The 26,683-nt window shown below is 62.8% G+C and carries 22 protein-coding genes and 3 pseudogenes; 11 read left to right on the top strand and 14 right to left on the bottom strand.

Annotation, left to right across the window (positions count from 1 at the left end; translation table 11 throughout):
- Positions 1–144: 144 nt before the first annotated feature.
- Positions 145–405 carry a hypothetical protein gene (locus GGQ68_RS23510; RefSeq protein ID WP_183970368.1) on the top strand — a complete coding sequence of 87 codons (261 nt, stop codon included), beginning with the start codon at positions 145–147 and terminating at the stop codon, positions 403–405.
- 131 nt (positions 406–536) lie between these two features.
- Positions 537–1,169 (top strand): tyrosine-type recombinase/integrase, encoded by a 633-nt coding sequence (locus tag GGQ68_RS23505; protein WP_183970366.1) that lies wholly within the window; start codon positions 537–539, stop codon positions 1,167–1,169.
- Between the two features lie 476 nt (positions 1,170–1,645).
- Here the strand turns inward: GGQ68_RS23505 and GGQ68_RS23500 are convergent, their stop codons facing one another.
- From GGQ68_RS23500 to GGQ68_RS23485, 4 genes are read right to left on the bottom strand one after another with little or no spacing between them, the layout of a single operon-like run.
- Positions 1,646–1,933, bottom strand: coding sequence for a hypothetical protein (locus GGQ68_RS23500; protein ID WP_183970364.1), 288 nt, complete (start codon positions 1,931–1,933; stop codon positions 1,646–1,648).
- Positions 1,923–2,975, bottom strand: a complete 1,053-nt coding sequence (locus GGQ68_RS23495) for a hypothetical protein (RefSeq protein WP_183970362.1) — start codon at positions 2,973–2,975, stop codon at positions 1,923–1,925. The genes GGQ68_RS23500 and GGQ68_RS23495 overlap by 11 nt, the downstream gene beginning before the upstream one ends.
- Positions 2,972–3,376 (bottom strand): hypothetical protein, encoded by a 405-nt coding sequence (locus tag GGQ68_RS23490; protein ID WP_183970360.1) that lies wholly within the window; start codon positions 3,374–3,376, stop codon positions 2,972–2,974. The genes GGQ68_RS23495 and GGQ68_RS23490 overlap by 4 nt, the downstream gene beginning before the upstream one ends.
- Positions 3,373–4,860, bottom strand: coding sequence for an FAD-binding oxidoreductase (locus GGQ68_RS23485; RefSeq protein WP_183970358.1), 1,488 nt, complete (start codon positions 4,858–4,860; stop codon positions 3,373–3,375). Before GGQ68_RS23485 ends, GGQ68_RS23490 begins: the two co-directional genes overlap by 4 nt.
- A gap of 577 nt (positions 4,861–5,437) precedes the next feature.
- Here GGQ68_RS23485 and GGQ68_RS23480 point away from each other — a divergent pair.
- The 3 pseudogenes from GGQ68_RS23480 to GGQ68_RS24955 all read left to right on the top strand — a co-directional run bounded on the left by GGQ68_RS23480 (position 5,438) and on the right by GGQ68_RS24955 (position 8,548).
- A pseudogene (locus GGQ68_RS23480) lies at positions 5,438–6,252 on the top strand (IS5 family transposase).
- Positions 6,253–6,280: 28 nt separating this feature from the next.
- Positions 6,281–7,608 (top strand): annotated as a pseudogene (locus tag GGQ68_RS23475) (Mu transposase domain-containing protein); the annotation flags it as partial.
- Positions 7,601–8,548 (top strand): annotated as a pseudogene (locus tag GGQ68_RS24955) (ATP-binding protein). The pseudogenes GGQ68_RS23475 and GGQ68_RS24955, both read left to right, overlap by 8 nt.
- 66 nt (positions 8,549–8,614) lie before the next feature.
- On the opposite strand, the gene GGQ68_RS23465 reads toward GGQ68_RS24955, so the two are convergent.
- The 9 genes from GGQ68_RS23465 to GGQ68_RS23425 form a co-directional block, all read right to left on the bottom strand.
- The gene (locus tag GGQ68_RS23465) at positions 8,615–8,818 is read right to left on the bottom strand and encodes a formate dehydrogenase subunit delta (protein ID WP_183970356.1); all 204 of its coding nucleotides are present in this window, start codon (positions 8,816–8,818) and stop codon (positions 8,615–8,617) included.
- Positions 8,808–9,620 carry a formate dehydrogenase accessory sulfurtransferase FdhD gene (fdhD, locus tag GGQ68_RS23460; RefSeq protein WP_425502998.1) on the bottom strand — a complete coding sequence of 271 codons (813 nt, stop codon included), beginning with the start codon at positions 9,618–9,620 and terminating at the stop codon, positions 8,808–8,810. Before fdhD ends, GGQ68_RS23465 begins: the two co-directional genes overlap by 11 nt.
- Positions 9,621–9,622: 2 nt before the next feature.
- Complete coding sequence (gene fdhF, locus GGQ68_RS23455; protein ID WP_183970353.1) at positions 9,623–12,517, bottom strand: formate dehydrogenase subunit alpha; 2,895 nt, start codon at positions 12,515–12,517, stop codon at positions 9,623–9,625.
- Positions 12,514–14,022: an NADH-ubiquinone oxidoreductase-F iron-sulfur binding region domain-containing protein gene (locus GGQ68_RS23450; RefSeq protein ID WP_183970351.1), complete on the bottom strand. Its 1,509-nt coding sequence runs from the start codon at positions 14,020–14,022 to the stop codon at positions 12,514–12,516. The genes fdhF and GGQ68_RS23450 overlap by 4 nt, the downstream gene beginning before the upstream one ends.
- A complete protein-coding gene (locus GGQ68_RS23445; RefSeq protein ID WP_183970349.1) occupies positions 14,019–14,495 on the bottom strand; it encodes a formate dehydrogenase subunit gamma in 477 nt (158 codons plus the stop codon). Before GGQ68_RS23445 ends, GGQ68_RS23450 begins: the two co-directional genes overlap by 4 nt.
- Before the next feature lie 88 nt (positions 14,496–14,583).
- Entirely contained in the window at positions 14,584–15,468 is an 885-nt protein-coding gene (locus tag GGQ68_RS23440) for a LysR family transcriptional regulator (protein ID WP_183970347.1), read from the bottom strand.
- 66 nt (positions 15,469–15,534) lie between these two features.
- Positions 15,535–17,256: an OFA family MFS transporter gene (locus GGQ68_RS23435; protein ID WP_183970345.1), complete on the bottom strand. Its 1,722-nt coding sequence runs from the start codon at positions 17,254–17,256 to the stop codon at positions 15,535–15,537.
- Between the two features lie 126 nt (positions 17,257–17,382).
- Positions 17,383–19,446, bottom strand: coding sequence for a sensor histidine kinase (locus GGQ68_RS23430; RefSeq protein ID WP_183970343.1), 2,064 nt, complete (start codon positions 19,444–19,446; stop codon positions 17,383–17,385).
- A gap of 3 nt (positions 19,447–19,449) precedes the next feature.
- Positions 19,450–20,808, bottom strand: a complete 1,359-nt coding sequence (locus GGQ68_RS23425; RefSeq protein ID WP_183970341.1) for a sigma-54-dependent transcriptional regulator — start codon at positions 20,806–20,808, stop codon at positions 19,450–19,452.
- A gap of 200 nt (positions 20,809–21,008) precedes the next feature.
- Between GGQ68_RS23425 and tsaA the strand changes: the two genes are divergently transcribed.
- From tsaA to GGQ68_RS23400, 5 genes are read left to right on the top strand one after another with little or no spacing between them, the layout of a single operon-like run.
- Positions 21,009–21,488 (top strand): tRNA (N6-threonylcarbamoyladenosine(37)-N6)-methyltransferase TrmO, encoded by a 480-nt coding sequence (tsaA, locus tag GGQ68_RS23420; RefSeq protein WP_183970339.1) that lies wholly within the window; start codon positions 21,009–21,011, stop codon positions 21,486–21,488.
- A gap of 18 nt (positions 21,489–21,506) precedes the next feature.
- Positions 21,507–22,289 carry a molybdate ABC transporter substrate-binding protein gene (locus tag GGQ68_RS23415; protein ID WP_183970337.1) on the top strand — a complete coding sequence of 261 codons (783 nt, stop codon included), beginning with the start codon at positions 21,507–21,509 and terminating at the stop codon, positions 22,287–22,289.
- A gap of 1 nt (position 22,290) precedes the next feature.
- Positions 22,291–23,331 carry an iron ABC transporter substrate-binding protein gene (locus tag GGQ68_RS23410; RefSeq protein ID WP_183970335.1) on the top strand — a complete coding sequence of 347 codons (1,041 nt, stop codon included), beginning with the start codon at positions 22,291–22,293 and terminating at the stop codon, positions 23,329–23,331.
- A complete protein-coding gene (locus GGQ68_RS23405) occupies positions 23,304–24,326 on the top strand; it encodes a FecCD family ABC transporter permease (protein ID WP_183970333.1) in 1,023 nt (340 codons plus the stop codon). The genes GGQ68_RS23410 and GGQ68_RS23405 overlap by 28 nt, the downstream gene beginning before the upstream one ends.
- Complete coding sequence (locus GGQ68_RS23400; protein ID WP_183970331.1) at positions 24,326–25,147, top strand: ABC transporter ATP-binding protein; 822 nt, start codon at positions 24,326–24,328, stop codon at positions 25,145–25,147. Before GGQ68_RS23405 ends, GGQ68_RS23400 begins: the two co-directional genes overlap by 1 nt.
- On the opposite strand, the gene GGQ68_RS23395 is transcribed toward GGQ68_RS23400, so the two are convergent.
- Positions 25,102–25,311: a TOBE domain-containing protein gene (locus tag GGQ68_RS23395; RefSeq protein WP_183970329.1), complete on the bottom strand. Its 210-nt coding sequence runs from the start codon at positions 25,309–25,311 to the stop codon at positions 25,102–25,104. The genes GGQ68_RS23400 and GGQ68_RS23395 overlap by 46 nt on opposite strands.
- Before the next feature lie 77 nt (positions 25,312–25,388).
- Between GGQ68_RS23395 and GGQ68_RS23390 the strand changes: the two genes are divergently transcribed.
- A complete protein-coding gene (locus tag GGQ68_RS23390) occupies positions 25,389–26,522 on the top strand; it encodes a putative sulfate/molybdate transporter (RefSeq protein WP_183970327.1) in 1,134 nt (377 codons plus the stop codon).
- Positions 26,523–26,683 lie beyond the last annotated feature (161 nt).

Below are 26,683 nucleotides of genomic sequence, written 5' to 3'. Positions count from 1 at the left end.
CTCCGACAGAATGCCCCCTCTCGGCAGCATTCTGCGGATGCGCCTGCCGGACAGTGGATGATCTGTTCGTCCGTAAATCGCGTTCGCTTCATTGTTCGTCCTCAAGTTGGATCGGACTCTAATCGACGGTGGAGGAAAAATCCCGTGGCAGGTCAGATCATCGCCTCGGCCTTCCCAGCTATCGTCGTGCATGCGCAGGGACTGGCGCCGTCGCGCATCGGCATGATCTCCGGACTGTTTTACGGCACGGCCTTCGGGGTCGGCGGGTTGGCCTCGCCCGCCTTCGGCTGGCTGGCGGATGTCACCAGCATCGCCACGATCTTCGACCTGTCCGCATGGTTCCCACTGGTCGGTCTGGTCGCTCTACGGCTTCGAGAAAGCCGCCCGAAACGAAGCGGAGCGTAACGTCCGCCGGCCCACGATCGGTTCGATGGGCTCAAAGCCGACCTCAGGGGCGCCGCAGCATCGTGTGCTACAATGTCTTGTCAACGTCGGGTTGTCGATGTGGGTGGGCGTGGTGGATTGGAGGATACATCATGGAAACACCAAACTTACCCGCCATCCGCGCACTGCGTCCAGCTTGGAACAAACGCCGAATCGTGGGCCAGAAAAGACCGCTTAAGCCCAAACATGTCTGGGCAATCAGGGTGCGGCTGGAGCTGGCCGAGAACCACCGCGATCTGGCCCTTTTCAATCTTGCTATCGACAGCAAGCTGCGCGGCTGCGACTTGGTGAAGATGAAGGTGGTCGATGTCATGGCGTCAGGTCAAATTAAGGAACGCGCGTCAGTTCTACAGAGCAAGACCCAGAAACCTGTGCGCTTCGAAATCTCTGAAGGCACACGTGCATCGCTCGCAAGGTGGATGCGGGAGCCGCTGATGGTCGGATCCGAATACCTCTGGCCTGGGCGTTTTCACGAGCGGCTTCACATCTCGACGCGCCAGTACGCGCGTATTGTCCGTGACTGGGTGACATCCATCGGTCTGGAGGCCAGCGCCTATGGCACGCACTCGATGCGGCGAACGAAGGTGACCCAAATCTATAAGAAGACGGGCAACCTTCGGGCAGTCCAGCTGTTGTTGGGCCATACCAAGATGGACAGCACAGTCAGATACTTGGGCGTTGAGCTTGAAGATGCGCTGGCTATCGCGGAAGCTATCGAAATCTAAAGGCATGGGCCGCCTGCACGGACGGCCCATTGCCGTCATTGATCGCCTCTTCACGTTCCTGCGGACGCAATGCGCATGGCCGACATTCTCGGCAAACGCACACCAGCCAGTGAATATGCGCCGTAGAACAGCCTGAGCGATGTCCAGGGTGGGAGCTGCCAGCAGAAGTCCGAGCGCTAAAGAGCATATGCGTGCGAGCTATGGGTATAAACAAGACTGCTCGCGTGAAGTCGTCGCTTGCAACAGCCTTCACGTTTTCCCAACGCTCAACCTTCCAATTTGTACGCGATTTCTACTGTAGAGCACCTTCCCAGATTTCGGCCCCCTACAATCTGTTGTACCGAGTGCCACCCCTAGCGGGTCCGGCTCAAATCCGACCTTGGGACTGGATGGCCGCGCTGCGGTGCCGTTTCACCGAGCCGAGTTTTCGCGCGACGCGCAGCAACTTCCGACGGTCAAGGTCCAAGGGGCGTGATCTACCGCGACAAGGGCAAGCAGCCCGGCAAACCTGCGGGCAAGACAATGCGCGCGCCCGAACGGTAAAGCGATGCCGCAAAACTGGTGCGGGGCGCGGTGAGTGTTACGCTGATGTCATTCCTGCCCAAGATGGCAACATCAGCCGGCAGGGATTGCATGAAGCTTTCAGAGGGAAACACGACCACCTGAGCGGGCGCTTCATCGGTCAGGAGGCTGACCGACATCAACGTCAGAAGCCAGCCCGCGACTACGATCGGCAGCGTATAAAGGAGGCCCCTAATAGTCATGGACATGCTCCAAACGGGCGCCGGATAGTTGCAGGCTTTGGAGTTTCTCGGAAAGTGCTGTGACTTTGACCATCACCAGATGGCGAAAGTCAGCGTAGCCCTGTCTTGGGAAGCTGGCAATTGCATCTTGATGGGTTGGGTGATCCGACAGAACGGTAAAGAGAATGTCGTCGTTGCCGGCGATCTCGCGAAATTGCCAACCGTCCTGCGCCATTGCCTGAAGCAGGTGTGTCAGGGCGCGATACCGTGGGGTCTCGATGACGATGCCTTCCGGGACGGTTTCAATAAGTTGGACCTCGTCATAGGCGGCAAGGTCTTCGGCCGGCTTGCCGGACACAACCATGCGCAGGCGAAGCTGGTCGAACCCGGTTGTGGCAACGGCCTGGGCGATCAGATCCGCATAGGCTGCCTTGGCGCCATATTCGAGCCCCAGCGCAAAGCGCCGCTCGCGATCACGCAAAACGTCGGTGGCTGATTGGCGCAGGGCCTCTGCGTCTTGGCGAAAGTCCCACTGGTACCAGGGCACCTGCTGCAGAAATTCCGCGTATTCCGCCGCCTGAGCTGCCGAAAGGTCATCCAGCGGTGCGCGCTCTGCCCCCCGTTGCCATGCAAACAGCCGGCCAATTGTTTCTTCGTAGGCTGCCTTCAGCATCAGTTCGGCAGTGAAACTGACCCCAATGACAAAGACCATCTGTTTGGTGGCAAAGTCTACGTCACCAACGGTGGACGCCGTTTCATTCAAGACACAAAGCGACGACCAGAATCCCGCAACGCTCTGAACATAGCCAAATTCATGCGGGTCGCCGGTGCGGATAACCTCGGCATAGTCGTCATAGGCGTGAACAATGTGCCATTCCGGGTAGGTCAGCAGCGTGCGGGATTCCAACCGGTGCGCGGAGGACGGCAGCAACGCAGAGTAGGGCGATGGCACGCCGCGCCCCCGGCACATGGTCTCCACCCAGACCACAGGTGCAAGAAGGCCTGCGACAAGCAAAAGCGCAACGATCCCGGCCCCTCTTCCCCATATCCACAAACGCCTCATTCCGGGGAGGACCTGAATCCTGCCCAGACCGCCAAACCGCCCAGCCCCAGATGCGGCAGGTTCGCCAGAATGCGCGGCAGTGAGACATCAAAACCGGCAGAGCGGTTGGTGAAAATCCCCAGATCGAGGAAGCCATAGCCCGTGAAAACCCCGAAAATACCATCGCCCAGATAGGCCAGACCGAAAAGGATCAGGAAGCTTCGCGCTGCCCGGTGAGACAGCAGCCCGGCCACAAGCGCCCACAAAGCCGAGGCAACGTGCAGGGCGTCATCGTAAATATCCAGCGAGAAAATACCGAACGCCAAGCCGTTTTCGTCGGTCAGCCCGGGGATGTAATTCAGCGAGGCGGCGATCATCAGCGCCACGAAATATCCCAGCGCAAGCTTTTGCAAATTGCTCATATGTGCCTCAAATAGCTGTCCCAGAGATTGTTGCGCAGGACCAAATCGCGGTCCAGATCGCGTTTTGCGCGGGAAAATTCGGCCGCACGTTCATAGGTTTGCGACAGTTGTGCGACGGTCGCGTGTGGGCGGTACGGCAGGTAATAGGCCCCGCCGATAGAGCTGATCCTGTCAATCAGCTCGCGGGTCATGCGCGCCATGTCGGCCTCGGCGCGGGCGGTCATTTCCTGACTGAAGGACATCACCGCAGCGATGCGCGGCACCTTGGCGTAGGACAGTACGCTTTGATCGTCCTGCGCCACGTAACGCAAAGTGACATTCAGAAACTCCTGATAACTTGCGGGGATCACGTCCCGGCAGGCCGTCAGGAATTCGCCGAACCGGTCCAAACCAACGAAATACTCGTGCAGGATGTCGGTTCGATCCGGATTGCGGTCATCCAGTGTCACGACCGGTTCATTGATCAAGGAGTTGCGGGTGACGTCATGCCCACCAAGTGCCGGGCCGAGGGACGTTTCATTCCACCACCTGAAGGTCTTCATTGTCTCATTGCCCAATTGTGCGCGGTAAATCCGACTGGCAATATGCGACATCCAGCCCGAACCCGACGCCGGCGGCAGGTCAGTCTGATCTTGGGTTTCGCGGTAGCTGACAAGCAAAGCCTTGGTAAAGAACTCCTCCCGCTCCACGTTCAGACGGCCATAGGCCATTGTCACATCTGGGTCTTTGACAACCGCATCAAGGGCATCGGCAAAATCCGTGGCTTCGATGACATCAAACCGCGGAACAAGTCGGCTGTTGGGCACCATGTCGACTTCGAGATCTACGATCACGCCGATCAGCCCGTATCCACCCATCGCGAGATTAAAGAGATCGGCGTTTTGCGATGGTGAGCACGTTACCAGATCGCCGCTTGGCAAAACCATTCGCAATGCCCGCACGGTTGCGCCCATCGGCCCATAGGGCACCGGCCAGCCGTGGGCATTCACCGAAAACGTGGCAGCGACACCGAAATCATGGTTCGATTGCATGACTGCCGGAGAAAACCCGTCAGGATCAACGGCGCTGATCACCTGAGACCAACGGGCCCCGGCATGTGCGCGATAGGTCTTGCTGGCGCTGTCCAGTTCCACATAGCCATTGTCAAAGGTCATGGCTGTGCCGTTGCGGGGAATGGCTTGCCCCCCCATGGAATGCCGTGCAGCCCCGACATTCAGCGCCCGCCCGTCTTTGCGCGCGGCAGCAAGCTCTTGTCGAACAAGGGCGATCAAGGCATCGTCTGGATCTTCTGTCACCACAATGTGTTTGTGGATTGGTGTGGGCGACAGGCCGCTTGCATCGTTCAGAGTAGTTGCGTCGGCCTTGGGAAATGTGCGCCTGGTTCCTTCGTAGACAGGCAGATCTGATCCAAGCGCCCTCGACAGAGTCCAGCCCGCAACGCTGCCTGCGCCGAAAAGGGCAGCGCGTCGGGTGAATGTTTTCATGGCTGTTCTCCTCGTCGATGGCGTTGCCATTCGGGGGTTTACTTGATCGTGCCGTCGGAAGCGGCTTTTTGTTCTCAGCTGGTAATTGAGATGGGCAATCCTACGCCTGTTACGAGGATATGAAAGGTACGAAATTCCGCCTATTGTCATGCTCTTAGTAAGACAGGCGGGGCCTTTTCGAGGCGTGGCTTATGTGCCCATATCGCCGGGAATGCAGCGCGATGGATCAACAGTACGTCTCGCAGGCCGCGACACAGATTGGATAGGTGATAGCCAACGGCAGTATTGAGCCGTTCGTGTCGGTCGACACCAAGGGCGGAGAGCGGCCGTTCGCTGAGCAAGTCAAGAATGGCGGAACTCTGCAGGAAGTGGACTTGGAGACCAGCGCGTCCTACGCATCTACAGGTTTCGCCCAGAATCCATTAGCCAGTAAAGGATCACAACTTGGCAGTTGTTCATTGCGCTGCGATGATCGTGTCTAGGGTCAGGATGCATTGATTTTGGTCGTGCAGCGTGATTCACGGCTCTGAAAACGGAGCGGTGACATGAGCTATATTTCTGGCTGACCGACGCGCAGATGGCACGTTTGGCGCCTTTCTTCCCCAAGCCTCAGATCGATGACAGGCGCGTATTGAGCGGGATTACCTTCATGAATCGCAATGGCTTGCGCTGGCGCGATGCCCCTTCAGCCTACGGTCCGCACAAGACGCTTTATCGTCGGTGGAAGCGTTGGTGCGAAAAAGGGATCTTCGCGCGGACGATGTCAGGTCTGGCCGCTGAGCATGGCGAAGAGAAGACCGTGATGATCGACGCGACACACCTCAAGGCCCATCGAGCGGCGACCAGCATGGCCGCAAAAAAGGGGGCGCGGTCGTCTGATCCCGTGCCCGGCAGGGCATTTCCGTAGGAAATGTCCCGAGAGGGGCCAAGCTGCACGCAATCTGTGACAGCCAGGGACGACCGATTGACCTGTTCGTAACCGCCGGACAGGTCAGCGATTACATCGGCGCACGCGCATTGCTCTGCGGCCTGCCAAACGTCAAATGGCTGCTCGGGGATTGTGGCTATGACGCTGACTGGTTCAGACAAGCGTTGCAGTACAAGGGGATTCGTGCCTGCATCCCAGGCCGGAAGAAGCGCAAGACGCCGGTCAAATACCCCTCTCTGGACATGCTGCGCAATACTCTGCCGGGCAGTGGACAAGCGCAGATACAAGCGGCGCAATCGCCCCTCTCGGGACATCACGTACCGTGATGCCCTGCCGGGCAGCGATGCGGGAGCATGTTCGGCAGACTCAAGGACTGGAGGAGTGTCGCGACCCGCTATGACCGATGCGCAAAGGTGTTTCTCTCAGCCGTCGCCCTCGCAGCTCTCGTCATCTATTGGTTATGAATCCTGACCCTAGCTGGGGGAATTTGGAGTGATCGGCATGGGATTTTTGAGTGTCATTCGACGCTTGGCATTGCGTGACAAAATGCCAGTCAGGGAGATTGCCCGGCGGACGGGTTTGTCTCGGAACACGATCAAGAAGTATCTGCGTGAAGGCGCGGTGGAACCGAAGTTCAAGACGCCCAAGCGTCCAAGCAAGCTGGCCCCTACGCGGATCGGCTGTCAGCCTGACTTTGATCCAGACGCGGAAGTCACGCAAAAAGTGGCGGACAATGAAGCAAATGCATGCTGATCTGGTGAAGCTGGGATATGATGGCTCCTATGAACGCGTGGCAGCTTTCGCCCGGGCATGGCGTGAAGATCGGCATCGAGCGGAACAGACGACAGGGCGCGGCACCTACGTGCCTTCGGTGTTCGAGCCCGTTGAAGCCTTCCAATTCGATTGGAGCGAGGACTGGGGTCACGCCAAAGGCGTGCTTTCAGCACGATATCGCCCCTTGGGCAGAGATACCGCACAAGGCTATGCCGGGGTCCATCGCCCCCTCTCGTGCCATTTCCCATGGAAATGCACTGCCGGGCAAAGGACGTGTGTGAGGCCGAGAAGCCCAGGCTGATGGCACGGCCGCCGGCATTCGATGGCTTTATCGAACACAGTAAGCGTGTGTCACCCACATGCCTGATCACTTTCGAACGTGAGGAGGGACAAGATAACAGTCCGGTGGACTGTTGTCCCCGACGCAAGGCGACAGCGTTCCCGCCAGCTTTGCGAACCGCCGTGTCAGGTTGCATGTCTATCCCGAACGGCTGGTCGTGGTCGCTGATGGGCAAACGGTTTGCGAGCATGCGCGGATCACCGAGCGGTCCCATCGCAAGCCCGGCAAGGTCATTTATGACTGGCGCCACTGTCTCGCGCTCGTCCATTGTCCTCGGACCAATGGCGGACAAGGCCTCGCTCCAACGCACACTGGGCGCACTTCGGAATGCTGCGCCGCTCACGGAGATGCCGGATGCCTTCAGGCAGCTTCAGGATCACATGGCTCGCGTAAAGAAGGCGGTGACCGAGCCCCTCTCGTGACCTTTTCTTCGAAAAGGCACTGTCGGCCAGTGGATGGTCGACATTCTGTCTCTGGTCTTTCAGCACAACGAAGAGGACGTTTTTTGCGCAGTGGAGCTGGCACTTGAAGCGGGCGTCCCCCCAAGACGCACTTCCTGAACCTGTTGCATCGATTGATCGACCGCAGACCGACAGATCCCCCCGAGGTCGATCCGCCGGACGCTCTGGCATTGCAAACAACGCCAGAGGCCGACGTCGATCGCCATGACGGGTTGCGACAGACTGAGGAGAAGCGCCATGCATCATGGCCCGGCAGGGCCTCTATCGTCATCATGGTTCACGCAGTCTCAAGCTCTATGGCATGGCACATGCGATTGAAGACTTGGTCGCCCAGGGCGCGCCAGCGTTCGAAGCTGCCACGCCAATGCTTTCACAGCTGCTCAAGGCCGAGATTGCCGAACGCGAGGTACGGTCTATCGCCTATCACACGAAGGTCGCCGTTCGGCATGAAAACAGTCCCCCGGACTGTTTTTTCTCCGCCTTACCCCAGCATACAAGGACCTGACGGGCTTCGACTTTGCATCGAGTGAGATCAACGAAGCGACAGTGCGGCAGCGACACCGATGCGAGTTTATCCATTGCCCGGCAGTCAGTGCAAACGATGAGAGGGGAAGCGGCCGAGAATGTCGTTTTGATCGGCGGCCCGTCGTCCATTGGGCTCGACCCAATGGCGCCTCGATAGACGCCCGGGCAAGAGCCACACAGCCACGGCAATCTACGTCCAAGCCATCCAACATCACCGGCGTAAGGTGCGCTTCTTCTCGACCGTGGAATTGGTCGACGCGCTGGAGCAGGAGACGGCGCCTGGAAAGGCAGGGACACTGGCTGAGATGCTGACGAAAGTCGAATTGGTCATCCTGCCCTCTCGGCAGATTTTGCGAGCAAAATCGCCTGCCCGGTAATAGACGAACTCGGCTACCTGCCGTTCAGTTCATCTGGCGGGGCGCTGCTCTTCCATCTGCTCAGCAAGCTCTACGAGCGCACCAGCGTCATCATCACCACAAACCTCAGCTTCTCAGAATGGGCGCAGGTCTTCGGCGACGCAAAGATGCCCCCTCACTCCTCGATCGGCTCACACACCGCTGTCACATCCTCGAAACCGGAAACGACAGCTACCGCTTCCAGGCCAGTTCCGAGGCAGCAACGAAAACTGCAAGGGAGACCAAAACATCGACTGCGTCATAAACCACGACGCGTATTTGAGGGTGGGTCAAATCTCGGTGAAAATACCCGGTCAGTTCTCTGTGACAATCAACACTGTGGTATCGCCTTCATGACGATATCATCCAGCCCCGCCCCGCCGTTTTCTGCGTAGGAGCGCAATTGGCTGCGCATGCGCGGCTCCCAAAAGTCGTTGATATGTGCCGCAACCCTGGCCGGGGCGTCTTCGTTCGGCTGGGTCTTGAAGAAGGTGGCGATCTGGTTCGCCATGCGGACCATCTTTTCAGGCGACATGTTGGGCCTCGTCAGTGATGCGGTAGGGATGGGAGTAAAGGTCGAAGCCGCCGCCTCGGGCGAAGGCGACGAGGGTGATCCCGGCCTCTTCGGCAAGCCGGACCGCGGCACCCGTCGGGGCGGAGACGGCGATCAGCACGGGAATGCCGGCCATGGCGCATTTTTGCACCAGCTCCACCGAAAGCCGCGAGGTCATCACGGCAGCGCCGCTGCCGGGCGGGTGACCTTGCTGCTGCAAAGCGCCGATCAGCTTGTCCAGAGCGTTGTGGCGGCCCACATCCTCGCGGGCCAAGGTGACACCGGCACCGGGCAGCAGGAACCCGGCCGCATGGGTGGCGCGGGTCAGGTCGTGCAGGTGCTGGTGATCGCGCAGCGCATCCGTCGCGCGGGCCACGTCTGCGGGCATCAGACGCAAGTCGGATTGCACCCACGGCACCGGGCGCACCGCCTCTTCAAGGCTGTCGATCCCGCACAGCCCGCACCCCACTGGCCCGGCCATGGCGCGGCGCCTCGAGGCCAGCGCCTGGGCGCGGTCCTCGGCCAACCAAAACCGTGCTTCGATGCCCTGCGCGTGATCGACGATCTCGAAATCCTCGATCTGCGCATGATCGGTGACGATGCCTTCGGTCAGGGCAAAGCCCAAGGCGAAATCCGCCAGATCGGCGGGGGTCGCCATCATCACCGCTTGCGTCGTGCCATTGAAGACGAGCGCTATGGGCACCTCCTCTGGCAGCGCGCGGTGGATGGCGCGCATGCCTTCGGCGTGGTGGCTTTGGCCCGGCGTGCTGACATGGGCCCGCATGGTCATTCTGCCGCGGGCAGGATGCGGCGCGCGCGTTGGGCCTGTGCCGCGTAGCCTTCCTGCCAGTCGGTCGGACCATTGGAGGGCGCGACCTGCACTGCCGTCACCTTGTATTCCGGGCAGTTGGTGGCCCAGTCGGAATAGTCGGTGGTGATGACGTTGGCCTGCGTATCGGGATGGTGGAAGGTGGTGTAGACCACGCCCGGACTGACCCGATCAGTCACCTTGGCCTTCAGCGTCGTTTCACCAGAGCGAGAGGCCAGTCGCACCCAGTCGCCATCCTTCAGGCCACGGTTCTCGGCGTCATGCGGATGGATTTCCAGGACATCGCCGTCGTGCCACACCACGTTGTCGGTGCGCCGCGTCTGTGCGCCGACGTTGTATTGCGACAGGATGCGCCCGGTGGTCAGCAGCAGAGGGAAGCGCGGGCCGGTCTTTTCATCCGTCGCCACGTATTCCGTGACGATGAAGCGCCCCTTGCCGCGCACGAAGCCGTCCACATGCATCAAGGGCGTGCCCTCGGGATGCGCCTCGTTGCAGGGCCATTGCACGCTGCCCTTCTCTTCGAGCAGAGCATAGTCAACCCCGGCGAAACTGGGGGTGGTCGCGGCGATTTCCTCCATGATCTGGCTGGGATGGGTATAGGTCCAACCAGCACCCATGGCGTTTGCCAGCAGTTGCGTCACCTCCCAGTCGGCATAGCCGTTCTTCGGGGCCATGACCCGGCGCACGCGGTTGATGCGGCGCTCGGCATTGGTGAAGGTGCCGTCCTTTTCGAGGAAGGTCGAGCCGGGCAGAAAGACATGCGCGTAATTCGCCGTCTCGTTCAGGAAGAGGTCATGCACGATAACGCAGTCCATGGCCGCAAGACCCGCCGCCACGTGTTTTGTGTCCGGGTCCGATTGCAGGATGTCCTCGCCCTGACAGTAAAGCCCCTTGAACGTGCCCTCGACCGCCGCGTCCAGCATGTTGGGGATGCGCAGGCCCGGTTCCGGATCGATCTGAACGCCCCATGCGGATTCAAAGAGCTCGCGCACCTCGGGCAGTTTGACATGGCGATAGCCCGGCAGCTCATGCGGGAAGGACCCCATGTCGCACGATCCCTGCACGTTGTTCTGGCCGCGCAGCGGGTTCACGCCCACGCCGGGCCGGCCGATGTTGCCGGTCAACATGGCAAGGTTGGCAATGCTCATCACGGTGGTCGAGCCTTGGCTGTGCTCGGTCACGCCCAGCCCGTAATAAATCGCGCCATTGCCGCCACGGGCAAAGGTGCGGGCCGCCGCGCGCAACTCTTCAGCCGGAACGCCGGTCAGCAGTTGCGTTGCCTCGGGGCTGTGGCGGGCTTCCGAGACGAACTCGGCATAGACTTGGAATTCGTCCCAGTCACAGCGCTCGCGGATGAAGGCCTCGTCCATCAGGCCCTCGGTCACAATCACATGCGCCAGCGCGGTGACGACGGCGACATTGGTGCCGGGGATCAGGGCTAGATGATGCGCCGCCTTGATGTGCGCCGATTTCACCAGGTCGATGCGGCGCGGGTCGATCACGATCAGCTTGGCCCCGGCGCGCAGGCGTTTCTTCAGCCGAGAAGCAAAGACCGGGTGCCCGTCGGTCGGGTTCGCGCCGATGACGATGACCACATCGGTCTGCTCGACGCTGTCGAAGTCTTGCGTCCCGGCACTGGTGCCGAAGGTCTGGCCTAGCCCATAGCCGGTGGGCGAATGGCAGACGCGCGCGCAGGTGTCGGTGTTGTTGTTGCCAAAGACCGCGCGGGTCAGTTTCTGCACGAGGTAGGTTTCCTCGTTTGTGCAGCGGCTGGACGTGATGACGCCGATGGATTTCTTGCCATAGGTCTTCTGCAAACCGCGCAGGCGATTTGCAGCAAAGCTCAGCGCCTCCTCCCAGCTGACTTCGCGCCACGGCTGGTCAATTGTGTCGCGGATCATCGGGTTCAGGATGCGGTCACGGTGGTTGGCATAGCCATAGGCAAAGCGGCCCTTGACGCAACTGTGCCCGCGATTGGCCTTGCCGTGCTTGTAGGGAACCATGCGGACCAGATCGTCACCCTGCAATTCGGCCTTGAACGAGCAGCCCACGCCGCAATAGGCGCAAGTGGTCACGACGGACCGATCCGGCGTGCCCATCTCGATGATGGATTTTTCCTGGAGCGTCGCGGTCGGGCAGGCCTGCACGCAGGCACCGCAGGATACGCAATCCGACGACAGGAAGTCATCGCCCGCGCCGCCTGCCGACACGCGGCTGTCGAAACCGCGCCCCGAGATGGTCAGCGCAAAGGTGCCCTGCACCTCTTCACAGGCGCGGACACAGCGGTTGCAGACGATACATTTCGACGGGTCATAGCTGAAATAGGGGTTGGAGTCGTCCTTGGGCAGCCATTCGGGATTGGCCTCGCCACTGGTGTTGCGGGCGGCGAAGTGGTTGGCCAGCCCATCGTTTTCCGGGGCCTTGTAGCGCACGTCGCGCAGGCCGGCCGCGCCTGCCATGTCCTGCAATTCACAATCGCCATTGGCCGAGCAGGTCAGGCAATCCAGCGGGTGGTCGGAGATATAGAGCTCCATCACGCCCTTGCGGATCTTGCGCACCTTTGTCGAGTTGGTATCGACCACCATTCCCGGAGCGACGGGCGTGGTGCAGGAAGCGGGCGTGCCCCGGCGACCTTCGATTTCCACGGCGCAAAGGCGGCAAGAGCCGAAGGCCTCGATATTGTCCGACGCGCAGAGCTTGGGGATCTGGATGCCGATCTCGGCGGCCGCGCGCAGCACCGATGTGCCCTCCGGCACGGTGACGTCGAAGCCGTCGATGGACAGGGTGACCGGCTTGCCGTGCTTTGCGGGCGTGCCCATGTCGCGGTCGTCTGGAATGATGAAATCCTTCATTCTGCGGCCTCCTTCAGGCGTGCGAAATCGTCGGGGAAATGGGTCACGGCGGACATGACGGGAAAGGGCGTAAAGCCCCCCAGCGCGCAGAGCGATCCGTCTTTCATCGTCTCGCAGAGGTCGGTCAGCAGCGGCAGCGCATCCGGGTCACCTTGCGCGATGCGGTCGATGGTTTCCACGCCGCGCACCGCGCCGATCCGGCAGGGGGTGCATTTGCCACAGCTTTCGACGGCGCAGAATTCCATGGCAAAGCGCGCCATGCCCAGCATGTCGGTGGTGTCGTCGAAGACGGTCAGGCCCGCGTGGCCGATCAACCCGCCCGCCGCGTCAAATTCTTCATAGCCCAGTGCCGTGTCGAATTTCGACACCGGCATGTAGGCACCCAGAGGCCCGCCAACCTGCGCCGCCTTGACCGGACGACCCGACAGGGTGCCGCCGCCAAGGTCGTTCAGCACCTCGCCAAGCGTGATGCCAAACGCCGTCTCGAACAGCCCGCCGCGCGCCACGTTGCCCGCGATCTGAAGCGTCACGGTGCCGCGCGACCGGCCCAGCCCGAAATCGGCATAGGCTTGCGCGCCTTTTTCAAAGATCACCGGCACGGTGGCGAGGCTTATCACGTTGTTCACAACGGTCGGACGCCCAAGGAAGCCCTCAAGCGCGGGCAGCGGCGGCTTGGCCCGGACCACGCCACGCTTGCCTTCCAGACTGTTCAGCAGGCTGGTCTCTTCGCCGCAGACATAGGCTCCAGCCCCCTTGCGGATTTCGATATCGAACGCGTGCTGTGAGCCCATGAGATTGGATCCCAACATGCCCTCGGCGCGGGCAATCTCAACGGCGTGGGTCATGATTGCAATCGCGTCAGGATACTCCGAGCGCAGGTAGACATAGCCCTTGGTGGCACCGACACCGAGTCCCGCGATAACCATGCCTTCGATCAGGGTGAACGGATCGCCCTCCATCAGCATCCGGTCGGCAAAGGTGGCACTGTCGCCCTCATCGGCGTTGCAGACGATGTATTTCTGCGGTGCTTCTGCGTCGTGGACGGTCTGCCACTTGATCCCGGTGGGGAAGCCCGCACCGCCGCGACCACGCAAGCCGGATGCCGTGACCTCGTCAACGATCTGCTGACCGGTCATGCCCACCGCGCGCGTCAGCCCGGTCAGCCCGCCCTGCACCCGATAGTCGTCCAGCGACAGCGGGTCGATCACGCCGACACGGGCAAAGGTCAGGCGGGTCTGACGCTTCATCCAGTCCAGATCCTCAACCGGGCCAAGCGCCTTGGGGCTGGTGCCATCAAGGATGCCAGCCACATCGGACGGCTCTGCCGGGCCAAAACCGTGGCGAACGCCGTCGATCTCGACCTCGACCAGCGGCTCCAGCCAGATCATCCCGCGCGTGCCGGTGCGGACGATCTGCGCGTCAGGGGCGGCGGCGCGCAGGGCGGCAACCACGTCCTCGGCCCCAAGTGCCTTGGCCGCGCTGTCCATGGGAACGTAAATCTTCATGCGCCCGCCTCCGCCAAGAGCCTGTCCAGTTTCGCCGCATCGACGCGCCCCACAACCCGGTCATCGACCATCGCCGCCGGCGCGCAGGCACACAGGCCAAGGCAATAGACCGGCTCGATCGTCACCGCGCCATTCGCGGTGGTGCCGTGCCAATCCAGTCCCAGCTTGGCCAGCAGCGCCTCTGCCATGTTGGCCCCTCCAACCGACTGACAGGCCTCGGCGCGGCAGATCTTGAGCACATGCCGCCCGGCGGGCTTTTCGCGGAAATCGTGGTAAAAGGTGATGACCCCGTGCAACTCGGCGCGGGTGATGTTCAGCGCCTCGCAGATCGGTCCATGCGCTTGCGCCGGGATATATCCAAACGCCTCTTGCACGGCATGCAACATCGGCAAGAGCGGCCCTTCGAGGGCGCTGTGAGCATCGACGATCCGGGTGATCTCTTCGACGTCGATGGCAGTGACGGGGTGGGCCATGGCTGTCGTCCTCCAGTTTGCCCCAGCTTTGGCGGCGACCCGGTGGTCGATCAATAACGGCGTTCCGTGGGCCGATAGGGGTTTTGGATCAAACGGCGGTCAGGCGCTGCGCCTCGGCCAGCATGGCTGACAGGACGGGTGTGCGCGGATCACGATGCGGCAGGATCAGGCCGACCTTCTGCTGCCGCGATGCCCCATCCAACGGCACCAGCGCAATGTCCTTGCCGCCTGACAGAAAGCTGGCGACCTCCTTTGGCAGGACGGTCATGCAATGGCCCGACGCGACGCTGGCAACCAGCGCGATGATCGAGTTCGCCTCGATATAGGTGGCCGGGGTCACGCCGCTTTCGGCAAAAAGCTGATCGATGATGCGCCGGTTCTGCATGTCCGGCGTCAACAGGGCCAGCGTCTGCCCGTCCAGTTCGGACCAGGCGATGCTGCGCTTCTTCGCATGCGGAGAGTTCCGCGCGCAGACAAGGATATAGCTTTCGTCATACAATTCGGCGGTGTCGACCCGGCCCAGCGGTTCGTTCTCCAGATAGGAAATCCCGGCGTCGGCCTCGAAATCGTCCAGCATTTGCAGGATCTCGCGCGAGTTTCGCGACAGGATGGTAAAGCGCACGTTGGGATGGCGATGCGCAAAGGCGGTGCAGAGCCGCCCGGCCCATGTCTGCGCCGTGGGGATCACCGCCAGCCGCACCTCGCCGGTCAGCCCTTGGCGGCTGATGCGCATCTCGTCGCGCAAATGACGGACGTCATCCACCAGACGCTTTGCCCAGACCAGCGCGGCCTGGCCCTCGGGTGTCAGCCCACCAAAGCGCGAGCCGCGATAGACCAGCTGTACACCCAGCTGCGCCTCAAGCTGCTTGATACCGGCGGACAGCGTCGGTTGCGCGATGTTCATCCGTTCCGCAGCACGCCCGAAATGGCTTTCCCGGGCGAGAGCGATGAACATTTCCAGCTTGTCCAGCATCGGTGTCTTTCCAGTGTCATTCAGACAGAAGGACCGGGGCACGGTCGGGTGCCCCGGCCAGTTGGGTTATTCGCCCGGAACGGCTTGCAGTTCCGGTTCGTCGTGGTGGTGATGTTCCTTGACCGGCTTCATCAGCAGGTTCGCAAAGAAGGCCACGACCAGCAGCGCCGCCATGCAATACATCGTGGTATTGTAGAGCGACGGCGTCGGGTCGATCGTGCCCTCGGGGGCGATCTCCATCAGCTTGGCGATGGTGACGGTCTTGGCCGCGACCAGTTGATCCAGCTGCGTCAGCGGCGCGCCGAACATCTCGGCAAAGGCCGCCGGGTCGACCTTGGACGCCAGATCCTGGATCGCGCGCGTCACAGACATCTGCCGCAAGGAGGTGATCGCCAGAGGCCCCAACACGCCAGCGGTGGACCATGCGGTCAGCAGACGCCCGTGGATGCCGCCCACATGCATGGTGCCGAACATGTCCGCCAGGTAGGCCGGGATCGTCGCAAAACCGCCGCCATACATCGAGAAGATGATCATCGTCGCGGCGTAAAAGCCGATCAGGTAGATCATCGCCGGGTTGGTCGCCACGGCGGAGGCGAAATAGGGGATCGACAGATACAGCGCCGTGCCCAGCACGAAGAAGCACATGTAGGTCGCCTTGCGCCCGATGTAGTCCGAGGCCGACGCCCAGAAGAACCGCCCGACCATGTTGAAGACCGAAATCATCAGCACATAGGTCGAGGCAAATGCCGCCGTGACCACCAGCGGCATCACGGAGCCGAAGATTTCCGACATCATCGTCTTGGCCACGCCGATCACGCCGATCCCTGCCGTGACGTTGAAGCAGAGCATGATCCACATTTGCCAGAACTGCGGCGTCTTCAGCGCCTGGTCGATATGCACGTTGTTGTGACTGACCATGCCCGAGGCCACGGGTTTCGGGGTCCAGCCTGCGGGCTTCCAGTCCTTTGCGGGGACCCGGTACTGAAACGCAGCAAGGATCATCACGACGAAGTAGACGATGCCCAGCGTCATGAAGGTCTGCGCGGCACCGGTTGCGCCGGTGCCGACGACATAGACACCCGCCTGCGCGCCAAAATCCGCAGCCTGCGCGGCCGAGGCGATCACCACCTCGACCCGGCCCGCGGCGGTTTCGGCAAACACCCGACCGCCCTCGACCACGGTGGCGACGGCATCCTGCGCGCCGAGGAACTCGGGCGCCTTGGCATAAAGGCTCAGCAGCCAGCCCTTGACCGGCGCGGCGATCATCGCGCCGCCGCCAAAGCCCATGATGGCCATACCCGTCGCCATGCCGCGTCGGTCGGGGAACCAGCGGATCAGCGTCGAGACGGGCGAGACGTAGCCCAGCCCCAGACCGCAGCCGCCTAGCACCCCGTAGCCAAGATAGACCAGCCACAGCTGATGGCTGGAAATGCCCAGCGAACCGATGATGAACCCGCCGCCCCACAAGATCGCGGCGACAACGCCGACCATGCGCGGGCCGACCTCTTCGAGCCACTTGCCCGCAAAGGCTGCGGCGAGGCCGAGAAAGACGATGGCCACGGAAAAGATCCACACCACCGAGCTGAGGCTCCAGTCATCGGCGCTGGACGCGACGACGCCCATTTCGCGGGTCAGGGCCGGGTTGAACACCGACCATGCATAGACCGATCCGATGCACAGGTGGATGGCGATGGATGCCGGCGGCACGCGCCAGCGGTTGTATCCAGGTTCGGCGACGATATGGCTCTTGTGCAAGAAGCCCAACGCACCGTGTGAGGCGTTGCTCATGGATTGTCCTCCCTTTGATGTCCCCGGCGCGCCGTCCTCCCGACGTGCGTGGAGGCATGCAATGGCATGCGGAACCAGAAAAAGCTCTCGACCGCTTGCATCGTCAAGGTATTTTTAATAAATATATCAATGCTTTAATTGCCACTCTGTCTCCCCACCTGAACGCTCGGACGGTCTTTGCGTGTCATTCTGTCCGAGGGCCGACGCTTGCCCTGTGGGATTTCGCGACATTCTGTCCGGATAGCGCATCTGTGCATTTTCTTCGATCGGAAGCCTGACCACGAAGCGGCTGCCCTCTCCGGGCGTGGAATATGCCGTGATGGTTCCCCCGGCGCGACTCACGATCTGGCGGCTGATGGACAGCCCCAGCCCGGTGCCCTGCGTCTGTTTGGTGGTAAAGAACGGGTCGAAGATCCGGGCCAGCGTGTCGGGCGCGATCCCCGTGCCGGTATCCTGAACGGTGAGAACCACCTCCGCCCCGTCCTCTGTCGTAAGCACCCGCAGCACACCGCCGCCGGGCATTGCATGGACCGCGTTGAGGATCAGGTTCACGACCACCTGCTGCAATTCGGTGCGCGAAATATGCACCGACGACCGGCTGGCCGTCTCAAGGCTGCATCGGATACCCGAGGCCTCTATCTGGTGCCGGGTCAGGACAAGACAATCGCGAACCACCTCAGCCGGGTCTACGCTTTGATCTACGCCGGAATAGTCTTCTGGCCGGGCGAAATGCAGCAGCTTGGAGACGATCACCCCGATGCGATAGACTTGGTCGTCGATCAGTCGAAACTCCTCTGCCGCCGGGGCACCTGCCGCGCCAAGGTTGCTGCGCGCAAGATCGAGGTTGCCTTGGATCACCGCCACCGGGTTGTTGATCTCATGCGCCACCGAGGCGGTGATTTCCCCCACGGCGGCCAGTTTTTCCGACAGGATCAGACGTTCGGTCGTCTGTTCCAGTTGCCGGTGCGCCTTTTGCAATTCCTGCGTGCGCTCGGCGACCCGCTGTTCCAGCATCTCGCCCCAGTGGCGCAATTCGCGGTCGCGCTGTTCCAGCCGATCCAGAAGCCCATCGAAATGCCGTGCGACCTGCGCGATTTCGCTGTCAGTCTCTATCGGCGCGTTGCGCGCGCTCAGATCGCCTTCTTCGACGCGGTCGATGGTGCGCATCATGCCTTCGAGCGGGCGAAAGATGTGCCCTGCCCATCGCAGGAACACCGGCACCGAGGCCAGCGCGATCAACACAAAGGCCAGCGCCAGCGTGATGACGGAATTCCGCTTTGCCGCGCTGAAGGGCGTTTCGAGAAACCCGACATAGAGCATCCCCACCGGCGTGCCAAAACTGTCGAGGATCGGCTCGTAGGCCGAGATATACCAGTCGTTCACCACAAAGGCGCGGTCGAGCCAGATCCGTCCTTCGCCCAGAACCTCCGCGCGCACCTCGGCAGAGACGCGGGTTCCCAGCGCGCGCACGTTTTCAAACAGGCGGACATTGGTCGAGATCCGGACGTCGTCGAGGAACAGCGTGGCCGTGCCCTGGCTGCCCTCTGGCAGGCTTTCGGCGCGGTAGACCAGGGCATTGATCGTATTGATGAAATCAAGGTTCCGGTTCAGCAGCATGCCACCCACCAGCGCCGCCCGCGTCCCGTCCGGAAGGGTCAAAGGTGCGGCAGAATGGATGACCATGCCACGGGTTTCGGCGGTGCGGCCTGTGGGCAGCGCCCCGCGCGTCGGAATCAAAGGAACCTCGGCCCGTTCCGACATCTCAGGCGACAGCGCCCGAAGCGTTCCGGCATCAAACACGTCGATGGCGCTGTGCCATTCACCATTCAGGGCCGCCTGCACGACCGGCCACTCAGAGGCACGCGCAACCCGCAGGAAATCCAGCCCCAATCGCGTCAGCTCGCGTTCAAGATAGGCCTCGGCATCGCCCCCTTCGAGCGCGCGAAACAGCTCGACGGAGCGTGCGGCCGCATCGACCCGTTCGCCGGATGTCTCGACCAAACGGCCAAGATACTGGTCCGCGATGGTCAGGTCGCCGGTGACCTTGTTGACCAGGATGGCGTCGACCTTGCCCGACCAGCGCAGGACGGTGCTGCCCAGTAGGATCGGCAAGAGAACCAGCATCGGCAGCAGCGCGATCACCAGCAGCCGCACCCGGACAGAGCGCAGGGCCGTAGGCAGGCGCGGCATCGGCTACAGCCCCCAGGTCGCGCATTTACGGTCGATGGTCTTGCGCGAGACGCCCAGTCGCCGCGCCGCCTCGGAGCGATTGCCGTCCAGCGCGTCGAGGGCGCGCAGGATCTCGCGCTTTTCCACGTCTTCCAGTGGAGCGATGTCACCGGGCGGGGCCACGGGTCCCAGTGTTTCCAGAGGGAACCGGCCAAAGATCAGCGCGCGTTCCACGAAATTGTGCAACTCGCGGATATTGCCGGGCCAATCGTGGCGCAGCATGGCCTGTCGCACGGTCGAGGACATCTCCACCTGAGGCAGGTTCAAAACGGCCGCGATTTCCGTCTGGAACAGGTCTGCCAGTTGCAAGATATCGGTTCCGCGATCTTTCAGCGGCGGCATTGCCAGGTCGATCACGTTGATCCGAAACAGCAGATCCTCGCGGAAACGGCCCGCCATCACGGCCTCTTGCAACGGCTTGCTGGTCGCGATGACAAACCTGAGGTCAAGCTGCACGTCGCGCCCGGTTCCGATGGGGCGTATCACGCCGTCTTCCAGCACGCGCAGCAGCGCCGTCTGGGCGCTGGCTGTCAGTTCGCTGACATCGTCAAGGAAAACCGTGCCGCCAGAGGCCTGCGCCAGCAACCCTTCGCGTCCGGCCTGCGCACCAGCGAAGGTGCCTGCGCCGTGTCCGAACAGTTCGTATTCGATCATGTCGGCGGGGATGGCTCCGCACTGGATCGGGACGAAGGGGGCCGCGCCGCGCCCGGAATGGCCATGCAAATGGCGCGCGGCCACTTCCTTGCCCGACCCGGATGGCCCGGTGATCAGGACGGGTGTGGACAGGGGTGCAACCCGTTCCAGAAGGGCGCGCACCTCGGCGATCACCGGCGAGGCGCCGATCAGTTCCTTGCGGCGATTGCCGCTGGCGACCGTGTCCAGTTCACGCCGCAAAAGCGCATTTTCGCGCCGCAGCCGGGCCAGTTCGAGGCATTTGCGCAGGGCGTTCAGGATCTGGTTGGACCGGAACGGTTTGACGAGGAAATCCGACGCCCCGGCACGCATGGCGTCGATCGCGGTCTGCAGATCGGCATAGGCGGTGATCAGGATCGTATCGGTGAAACCACCCTTGGCGCGCCGCGCGCCGAGCCAATCGAGCCCCTTCTGCCCGGGCATGATGTTATCGAGCACCATCACATCGTATTGGCGGGAGTCCAGCAGCGTCTCGGCGGCCTGCGCATTCTCGGCACTGTCCACGTCACGACACAGCGCCTTCAGCGTGTTGACAAGGAAGTGCCGCATCCCGGGTTCGTCATCGACGATCAGAATGCGCGCGCCGCGCAACGGGTCGGCTCCCGCGTGGGATGTGCCTGCCACTGTCATCTCCCCCTCTGCCCGGCCAAAGGCAATACGCTAAATCATGCATTATTTTCGATGCGCCATATCCCTTGCGCCAAGCCCGCCAAAGTTCAAGCCTTTTAATCATCTGCTTTTCAAGACTATATTTTCGCCAAGCGGGAGAGTTTGCACGAGGCGCGGCGCCAACTTGCTGCATAATTTTCCGAACGCTGATGGAGTTGCGAATGGATCTGCGTGAAAATGAACAATTTGTCCAACTCGCCCCCGCATCCGATGCGGCGCTGCGCTTTATTGGCCGGATCAGGACACCGTGGACCACGCGCGAAGACTGTCCGCGGCAGGGGCGAATCGACGGGCCGGAATGCCGGATTGAGCTTGACCACGACTGGCACGACGCGTTGGACGGGCTGGAGGCCTACCAGACCGTCGAGGTGCTCTACTGGCTGGACCAAAGCCGTCGTGACCTGATCCGCCAAAGCCCGCGCAGCGATGGCAAGACTGTCGGCACCTTTGCCCTGCGGTCTCCGGCGCGGCCCAATCCGATCGGCACATCCAGCGTGCGCCTGCTGCGCATCGCGGACGGTGTGCTGCATGTGCAGGGGCTGGATTGCGTCGATGGCACGCCCCTGATCGACCTGAAGCCCGACCGCTGCGCCTTTACCCCGAAAGCGCCGGAACAGCCGGGCGACAGCCAGACGGCATAACACCTTGGGAGGATATTCATGTTCAAAACGACACTTGTCGCTGCGCTTGTTGCGGCCACGATGACCCCCGCCATGGCGCAGGAGGTCACGCTTTATGCAGCGGGCAGCCTGAAGGCCGCGCTCTCGGACGTGGCGGAGGATTTCACACAGGCCACCGGCACGCCCGTCACCACCGGCTTTGGCCCCTCCGGTCTGATGCGCGAGCGGATCGAAAGCGGCGAGACCGCCCATGTCTTTGCCTCGGCCAACATGCGCCACCCGCAGACACTGGCCGAGGCGGGCAAAGGCGGAGCGGTGAGGCTGTTCGCCCGCAACCAGCTCTGTGCCCTGGCCCGGCCCGACGTTGCGGTCACCACCGAGACCTTGCTCGACGTCATGCTGGACGAGGACTTTCGACTGGGCACCTCGACCCCCAAGGCCGACCCGTCGGGCGACTATGCCTTTGCCCTGTTCGACAAGTCCGGCCATGCCGACACGCTCAAGGGCAAGGCGCTGCAATTGACCGGCGGGCCTGACAGCGCCAAGCCGCCGCAGGGGCGCAACAATTACGCTTGGGTGATGGACAGCGATCAGGCGGATGTCTTCCTGACCTATTGCACCAACGCGGTGCTTGCGCAGAAGGAAGTGCCCGACCTTCAGATCGTGCCTGTCCCGGAAGCGCTGTCGGTTGGCGCGGATTACGGCCTGATCGTGCTGAACGACGCACAAGAAGGCGCGCAGGCGCTGGCCGACTACATCCTGTCGCCCGCAGGTCAGGCCGTTCTGGGTGACTATGGTTTCGACATGGTGAACGGAGGCTGAGATGCGCTACCTTCTGATGATCATCGCGCTGCTGGCGCTGCCTGCGCACGCCCGCAGTGTGACGGACAGCGCTGGCCGCGTGGTCGAGGTGCCGGATGAGGTCACCACCGTCTTTGCCGCTGGTCCGCCGGCCTCGGTGCTGGTCTATGTGCTCAAGCCCGAGGCGCTGACCGGCTGGCCGCGCGCCTTGCGCCCCGAGGAACGCGCCTACATCGCCGAGCCCTACCGCGACCTCCCCGAAACCGGCCGCCTGACCGGGCGCGGCGGCGAGGCAAACCTGGAACGGGTGCTGGAGATCAAGCCTGACCTGATCGTCGATTTCGGAAGCGTCCGCGACACCTACACCGACCTCGCGAACCGCGTGCAGGAACAGACCGGCATCCCCTACCTGCTGATCGACGGGCGGTTCGACAACACGGCGGAGGCGCTGCGTATTCTGGGCGAGGCTTTGGGCGTGCCTGAACGCGGCGGAACCCTGGCGCAGGATGTCGAGGCGCGTTTTGCCCGGCTCGACGCACTGCTGGCCGAGGTGCCCGAGGACGACCGCCCGCGCGTCTACCTTGGCCGTGGCCCAGAAGGGCTGGAAACCGGTATGAAGGGCTCGATCAACACAGAGATCATCGAACGCGCCGGGGGCCGCAACGTGGCCGACGATGGCGGCGCGACGCGGGGGCTGGTGAATGCCTCGATGGAGCAGTTGATCCTTGCCAATCCCGACACCATCGTGACCTGGGATCGGAACTTCTTTGCATCGGTGTCTGACGACCCGCTGTGGCAGGGCATCGACGCGGTGCAGACCGGGCGTGTCTACCTGTCGCCCACCGCGCCCTTTGGCTGGATCGACCGGCCGCCATCGTTGAACCGTTTGATGGGGCTGCACTGGATGGCCGGGCTTATGTATCCTGACCGATGGCCCGAACGAAACGGGGGCGATCTGCGCGAAGATACCCGCGCCTTCTACAAGCTTTATTATCATGTCGATCTGAACGACGACGAACTGGAAAGGCTGCTCGAATGGGCCGAGGGACGACCGCCGATGTAAGCCTGCCGCGACCCGGCCTGACATGGACGGGAATGCTGGCGCTGGTGCTGGTCGCGCTGGCCTTTGGCGCAGTGATGATCGGGCCCTACGGGCTGACACCGGGACAGGTGTTTTCCGCGCTGCTGGGGCAGGGCGACCGGCAGGCGCAGATCGTGGTCTGGAACATCCGCCTGCCGCGTGTGGGCGCGGCGCTGCTAGTGGGCGCAGCGCTGGCGGCGGCGGGGGCGACCTACCAAGCGCTGTTCCGCAATCCACTGGTCTCGCCGGATATCCTTGGCGTCTCAGCGGGCGCGGGACTGGGCGCGGTGGCGGGCATCTTCCTGTCGCTTCCCGTCGCGGCGATTCAGGCGTCGGCCTTTGTCGGTGGCATGGCGGCGGTGGGCGTGGTCATGCTGGTCGGCGCGATGGTGCGCCACACCGACCGGACCTTGACGCTGGTGCTGCTTGGGGTCGTGGTTGGCGCGCTGGCGGGGGCGGCGACCTCGCTGCTCAAGGTCATGGCCGACCCCTATGACCAGCTTCCGGCGATCACCTTCTGGCTGCTTGGCTCTCTCGCCTCAATCACGACGCGCGACATCCTGCCCGCGCTGCCGATGGTGCTGGTCGGGCTGCTCCCGCTGGCGCTGCTGCGCTGGCGCATCAACGTGCTGTCGCTTGGCGACGAAGAGGCCCGCGCACTGGGGATCGAGGCCGGGCGCACGCGCCTAGTCGTGATCGCCGCCGCGACGCTGATCACCGCCAGCGTGACCGCCTTGGCCGGGGTCGTCGGCTGGGTCGGGCTGGTGATCCCGCATATCGCACGGATGCTGGTCGGGCCGGGCTTTGGCCGATTGCTGCCCGCCTCGGCGCTGATCGGCGCGGGCTACCTGCTGGTCGTCGACACGCTGGCCCGGACCATCGCGGCGGTCGAAGTGCCTCTCGGCGTGCTGACCGCCGTCATCGGCGCGCCGTTCCTTGTCTGGCTGCTGGCGCGGGGGCGCCGGGGATGGTCGTGATGCTGGAGGCACGCGGCCTGTCCATCGGCCATGGCAGGATACCCATCGGCGCGGGACTGGACGTGGCGATCCAGCCGGGCGAGATCCTTTGCCTGCTGGGTCCAAACGGCTGTGGCAAGACCACGCTGTTCCGCACGCTGATGGGGTTGCTGCCCGCGCTTGACGGCACCGTTCTGCTGGGCGGCAAGCCGATCACCGCGCAGACCCGGGCAGAGATCGCCCGCGTCATCGCCTACGTTCCGCAGGCGCACGCGCCGCCCTTCCCGTTCGAGGCGCAGGAGGTCGTGCTGATGGGGCGCACCGCGCGGCTGGGGGCCTTTGCCCAACCCTCGGCCTCAGACCGCGCCGCGGCGCGGGCTGCCATGGACCGTCTCGGCATCGGGGAACTTGCCCGCCGCGATTATTCCCGCCTGTCCGGAGGCCAGCGGCAACTGGTCCTGATTGCCCGCGCGCTGGCGCAGGACACACAGCTGATCGTTATGGACGAGCCCACCGCCAGTCTTGATTTCGGTAATCAGGCGCAGGTGCTGGCGCAGATCGAAACCCTCGCCCGCGAAGCCGGGACCGGGGGGCGCGGCGTGATCCTGTCAACCCATGACCCCGATCAGGCCTTTGCCCTGAATGCCCGCGTCCTGCTGATGAGCCGCGGCGGCGTGCTGGCGGATGGCGCGGCGGCCGAGGTGCTGACCGACACGACCCTGAGCGCGGTCTACGACCTGCCCGTCACGGTCGAGACGACGCCTTCGGGCCGCCGCGTCTGCCTGCCGTCGCTGCGTCAGTCCGCGCCGACCATGACATCAGACGCCTTGACGATGGCGTAGGCGGTCTTGCCAACCTTAAGCCCCAGTTCCTCGACCGAGGCATTGGTGATCATCGCCGTGACGATCACCGCCCCGCCAAGGTCGATCTGGACGGTGGCATTGACTGCGCCCTTGTCGATGCCGACCACCGTTCCGGACAGTTTGTTGCGTGCGCTGAGTTTCATGGTTTTTCCTCGTATGCTGAATTTTCTCTCTCTTCAGGGTATGATGTGGGCAAGTGATTGCAATGGGGCGGGACAGAATGGCTGAATCACGCGGACATGCATTCCGCCTCGACCCGCGCGAGGCAAACGGCGCCTTGGGCGATATCGGAACGCTCTTGCCGTTGAGCCTTGGCGCCATCGCGCTGGCAGGCCTGTCAGCGCAGATGGTGCTGGCTGGGTTCGGCCTGTTCTACATCGCCACCGGCCTTGTCTACAGGCTGTCCATCCCGGTGCAACCGATGAAGGCCGTTGCCGCCGTGGCGCTTCTGGGCGTGGTGTCCCCCGCCGAGATCGCTCTGAGCGGGGTGTTGATCGGGCTGGTTCTGCTTGTGCTGGGCGGAACGGGGCTGATTGATGGGATCGCGCGGCTCGTCCCGCAATCCGTGTTGTCGGGGCTGCAATTGGGGCTTGGCCTGTCGCTGGGATGGGTCGCGGTCGGGCTGATGCTAAACAACTGGCTGATCGGTCTGCTGTCGCTCGGGGTGGCGCTCTGGGCGCTGAATGCGGGCACGCATGCGGCACTGCTTACGATTTGCGCGGGCGTCGCGCTTGGGTTCATCACAGGCCAGCCCGACGCGCGCATGCCGCAGGCCGCACAATGGTCCATGCCCTTCGTCGATGCCGAGGGCCTGCGCCGCGCCGTCACCGATCTTGCCCTGCCGCAACTCTCCCTGACGCTGACCAACGCGGTCTTTCTGACGACGCTTGTCGCCAGCGACCTGTTCGGGGCACGCGCGGCGCATGTCACCCCGCGCAAACTGTGCCTGACCACCGGCCTGGCCAACCTGCTGCTGGCACCGCTGGGGGCGCTGCCCATGTGCCATGGCGCAGGCGGTGTCGCGGCACATCATCGGTTTGGTGCCCGAACGGGTGCGGCCCCCTGCATGATCGGCATCCTGCTGGTCGGCGTCGCAATCCTGCCGATCCCCGTGCAGGGTGCCGTCCTCTCAGCCATTCCAACGGCGACCCTTGGCGCGCTGCTGCTGATCGCGGCGTGGTCCCTTGCCATCAGTCGCCGCTTGATCGACGCCCGCCCGTCGTGCCGCCCGGTCATCGCGGCGACGGCTTTGGCCACAGTCTTCCTGAACCCGCTTCTGGGCCTTTTCGCCGGCACCGTGGCCGAGCTGATCCGCAAGGTCGTCATTTCGGAGTTCATGACCTGGCGACGATAGCAAAGGTCCGCTTTAGGGATTCCGCGCTGCGGCATTGCCAAACGCTCATATGTCCGGAAAGGGCCTTTCACGTCGCTAGTATGCCGATCGGACCCCGCATGGCACATGCCTCTATCTTCGCTTGCCGCGACTGGCGACTTCGCTTCCGATCCCGAAACGGC

Source organism: Sagittula marina (genome assembly GCF_014196795.1).
In the GTDB taxonomy this organism is placed as follows: Bacteria; Pseudomonadota; Alphaproteobacteria; order Rhodobacterales; family Rhodobacteraceae; genus Sagittula; species Sagittula marina.
Note: the sequence above shows the minus strand (reverse complement) of the source record. Positions and strands in the feature narration are given on the sequence as shown.

Excerpts from the sequence above, each read along its gene's own strand:
- fdhF (WP_183970353.1), bottom strand. The coding sequence starts at position 12,517 with ATGAAGGATTTCATCATTCCAGACGACCGCGACATGGGCACGCCCGCA.
- GGQ68_RS23490 (WP_183970360.1), bottom strand. The coding sequence starts at position 3,376 with ATGAGCAATTTGCAAAAGCTTGCGCTGGGATATTTCGTGGCGCTGATG.
- tsaA (WP_183970339.1), top strand. The coding sequence starts at position 21,009 with ATGGATCTGCGTGAAAATGAACAATTTGTCCAACTCGCCCCCGCATCC.
- GGQ68_RS23495 (WP_183970362.1), bottom strand. The coding sequence starts at position 2,975 with ATGAGGCGTTTGTGGATATGGGGAAGAGGGGCCGGGATCGTTGCGCTT.
- GGQ68_RS23395 (WP_183970329.1), bottom strand. The coding sequence starts at position 25,311 with ATGAAACTCAGCGCACGCAACAAACTGTCCGGAACGGTGGTCGGCATC.
- GGQ68_RS23430 (WP_183970343.1), bottom strand. The coding sequence starts at position 19,446 with ATGCCGCGCCTGCCTACGGCCCTGCGCTCTGTCCGGGTGCGGCTGCTG.
- GGQ68_RS23485 (WP_183970358.1), bottom strand. The coding sequence starts at position 4,860 with ATGAAAACATTCACCCGACGCGCTGCCCTTTTCGGCGCAGGCAGCGTT.
- GGQ68_RS23425 (WP_183970341.1), bottom strand. The coding sequence starts at position 20,808 with ATGACAGTGGCAGGCACATCCCACGCGGGAGCCGACCCGTTGCGCGGC.
- GGQ68_RS23415 (WP_183970337.1), top strand. The coding sequence starts at position 21,507 with ATGTTCAAAACGACACTTGTCGCTGCGCTTGTTGCGGCCACGATGACC.
- GGQ68_RS23440 (WP_183970347.1), bottom strand. The coding sequence starts at position 15,468 with ATGCTGGACAAGCTGGAAATGTTCATCGCTCTCGCCCGGGAAAGCCAT.
- GGQ68_RS23405 (WP_183970333.1), top strand. The coding sequence starts at position 23,304 with ATGGGCCGAGGGACGACCGCCGATGTAAGCCTGCCGCGACCCGGCCTG.
- GGQ68_RS23390 (WP_183970327.1), top strand. The coding sequence starts at position 25,389 with ATGGCTGAATCACGCGGACATGCATTCCGCCTCGACCCGCGCGAGGCA.
- fdhD (WP_425502998.1), bottom strand. The coding sequence starts at position 9,620 with ATGCGGGCCCATGTCAGCACGCCGGGCCAAAGCCACCACGCCGAAGGC.
- GGQ68_RS23505 (WP_183970366.1), top strand. The coding sequence starts at position 537 with ATGGAAACACCAAACTTACCCGCCATCCGCGCACTGCGTCCAGCTTGG.
- GGQ68_RS23400 (WP_183970331.1), top strand. The coding sequence starts at position 24,326 with ATGCTGGAGGCACGCGGCCTGTCCATCGGCCATGGCAGGATACCCATC.
- GGQ68_RS23500 (WP_183970364.1), bottom strand. The coding sequence starts at position 1,933 with ATGACTATTAGGGGCCTCCTTTATACGCTGCCGATCGTAGTCGCGGGC.
- GGQ68_RS23465 (WP_183970356.1), bottom strand. The coding sequence starts at position 8,818 with ATGTCGCCTGAAAAGATGGTCCGCATGGCGAACCAGATCGCCACCTTC.
- GGQ68_RS23450 (WP_183970351.1), bottom strand. The coding sequence starts at position 14,022 with ATGAAGATTTACGTTCCCATGGACAGCGCGGCCAAGGCACTTGGGGCC.
- GGQ68_RS23410 (WP_183970335.1), top strand. The coding sequence starts at position 22,291 with ATGCGCTACCTTCTGATGATCATCGCGCTGCTGGCGCTGCCTGCGCAC.
- GGQ68_RS23435 (WP_183970345.1), bottom strand. The coding sequence starts at position 17,256 with ATGAGCAACGCCTCACACGGTGCGTTGGGCTTCTTGCACAAGAGCCAT.
- GGQ68_RS23445 (WP_183970349.1), bottom strand. The coding sequence starts at position 14,495 with ATGGCCCACCCCGTCACTGCCATCGACGTCGAAGAGATCACCCGGATC.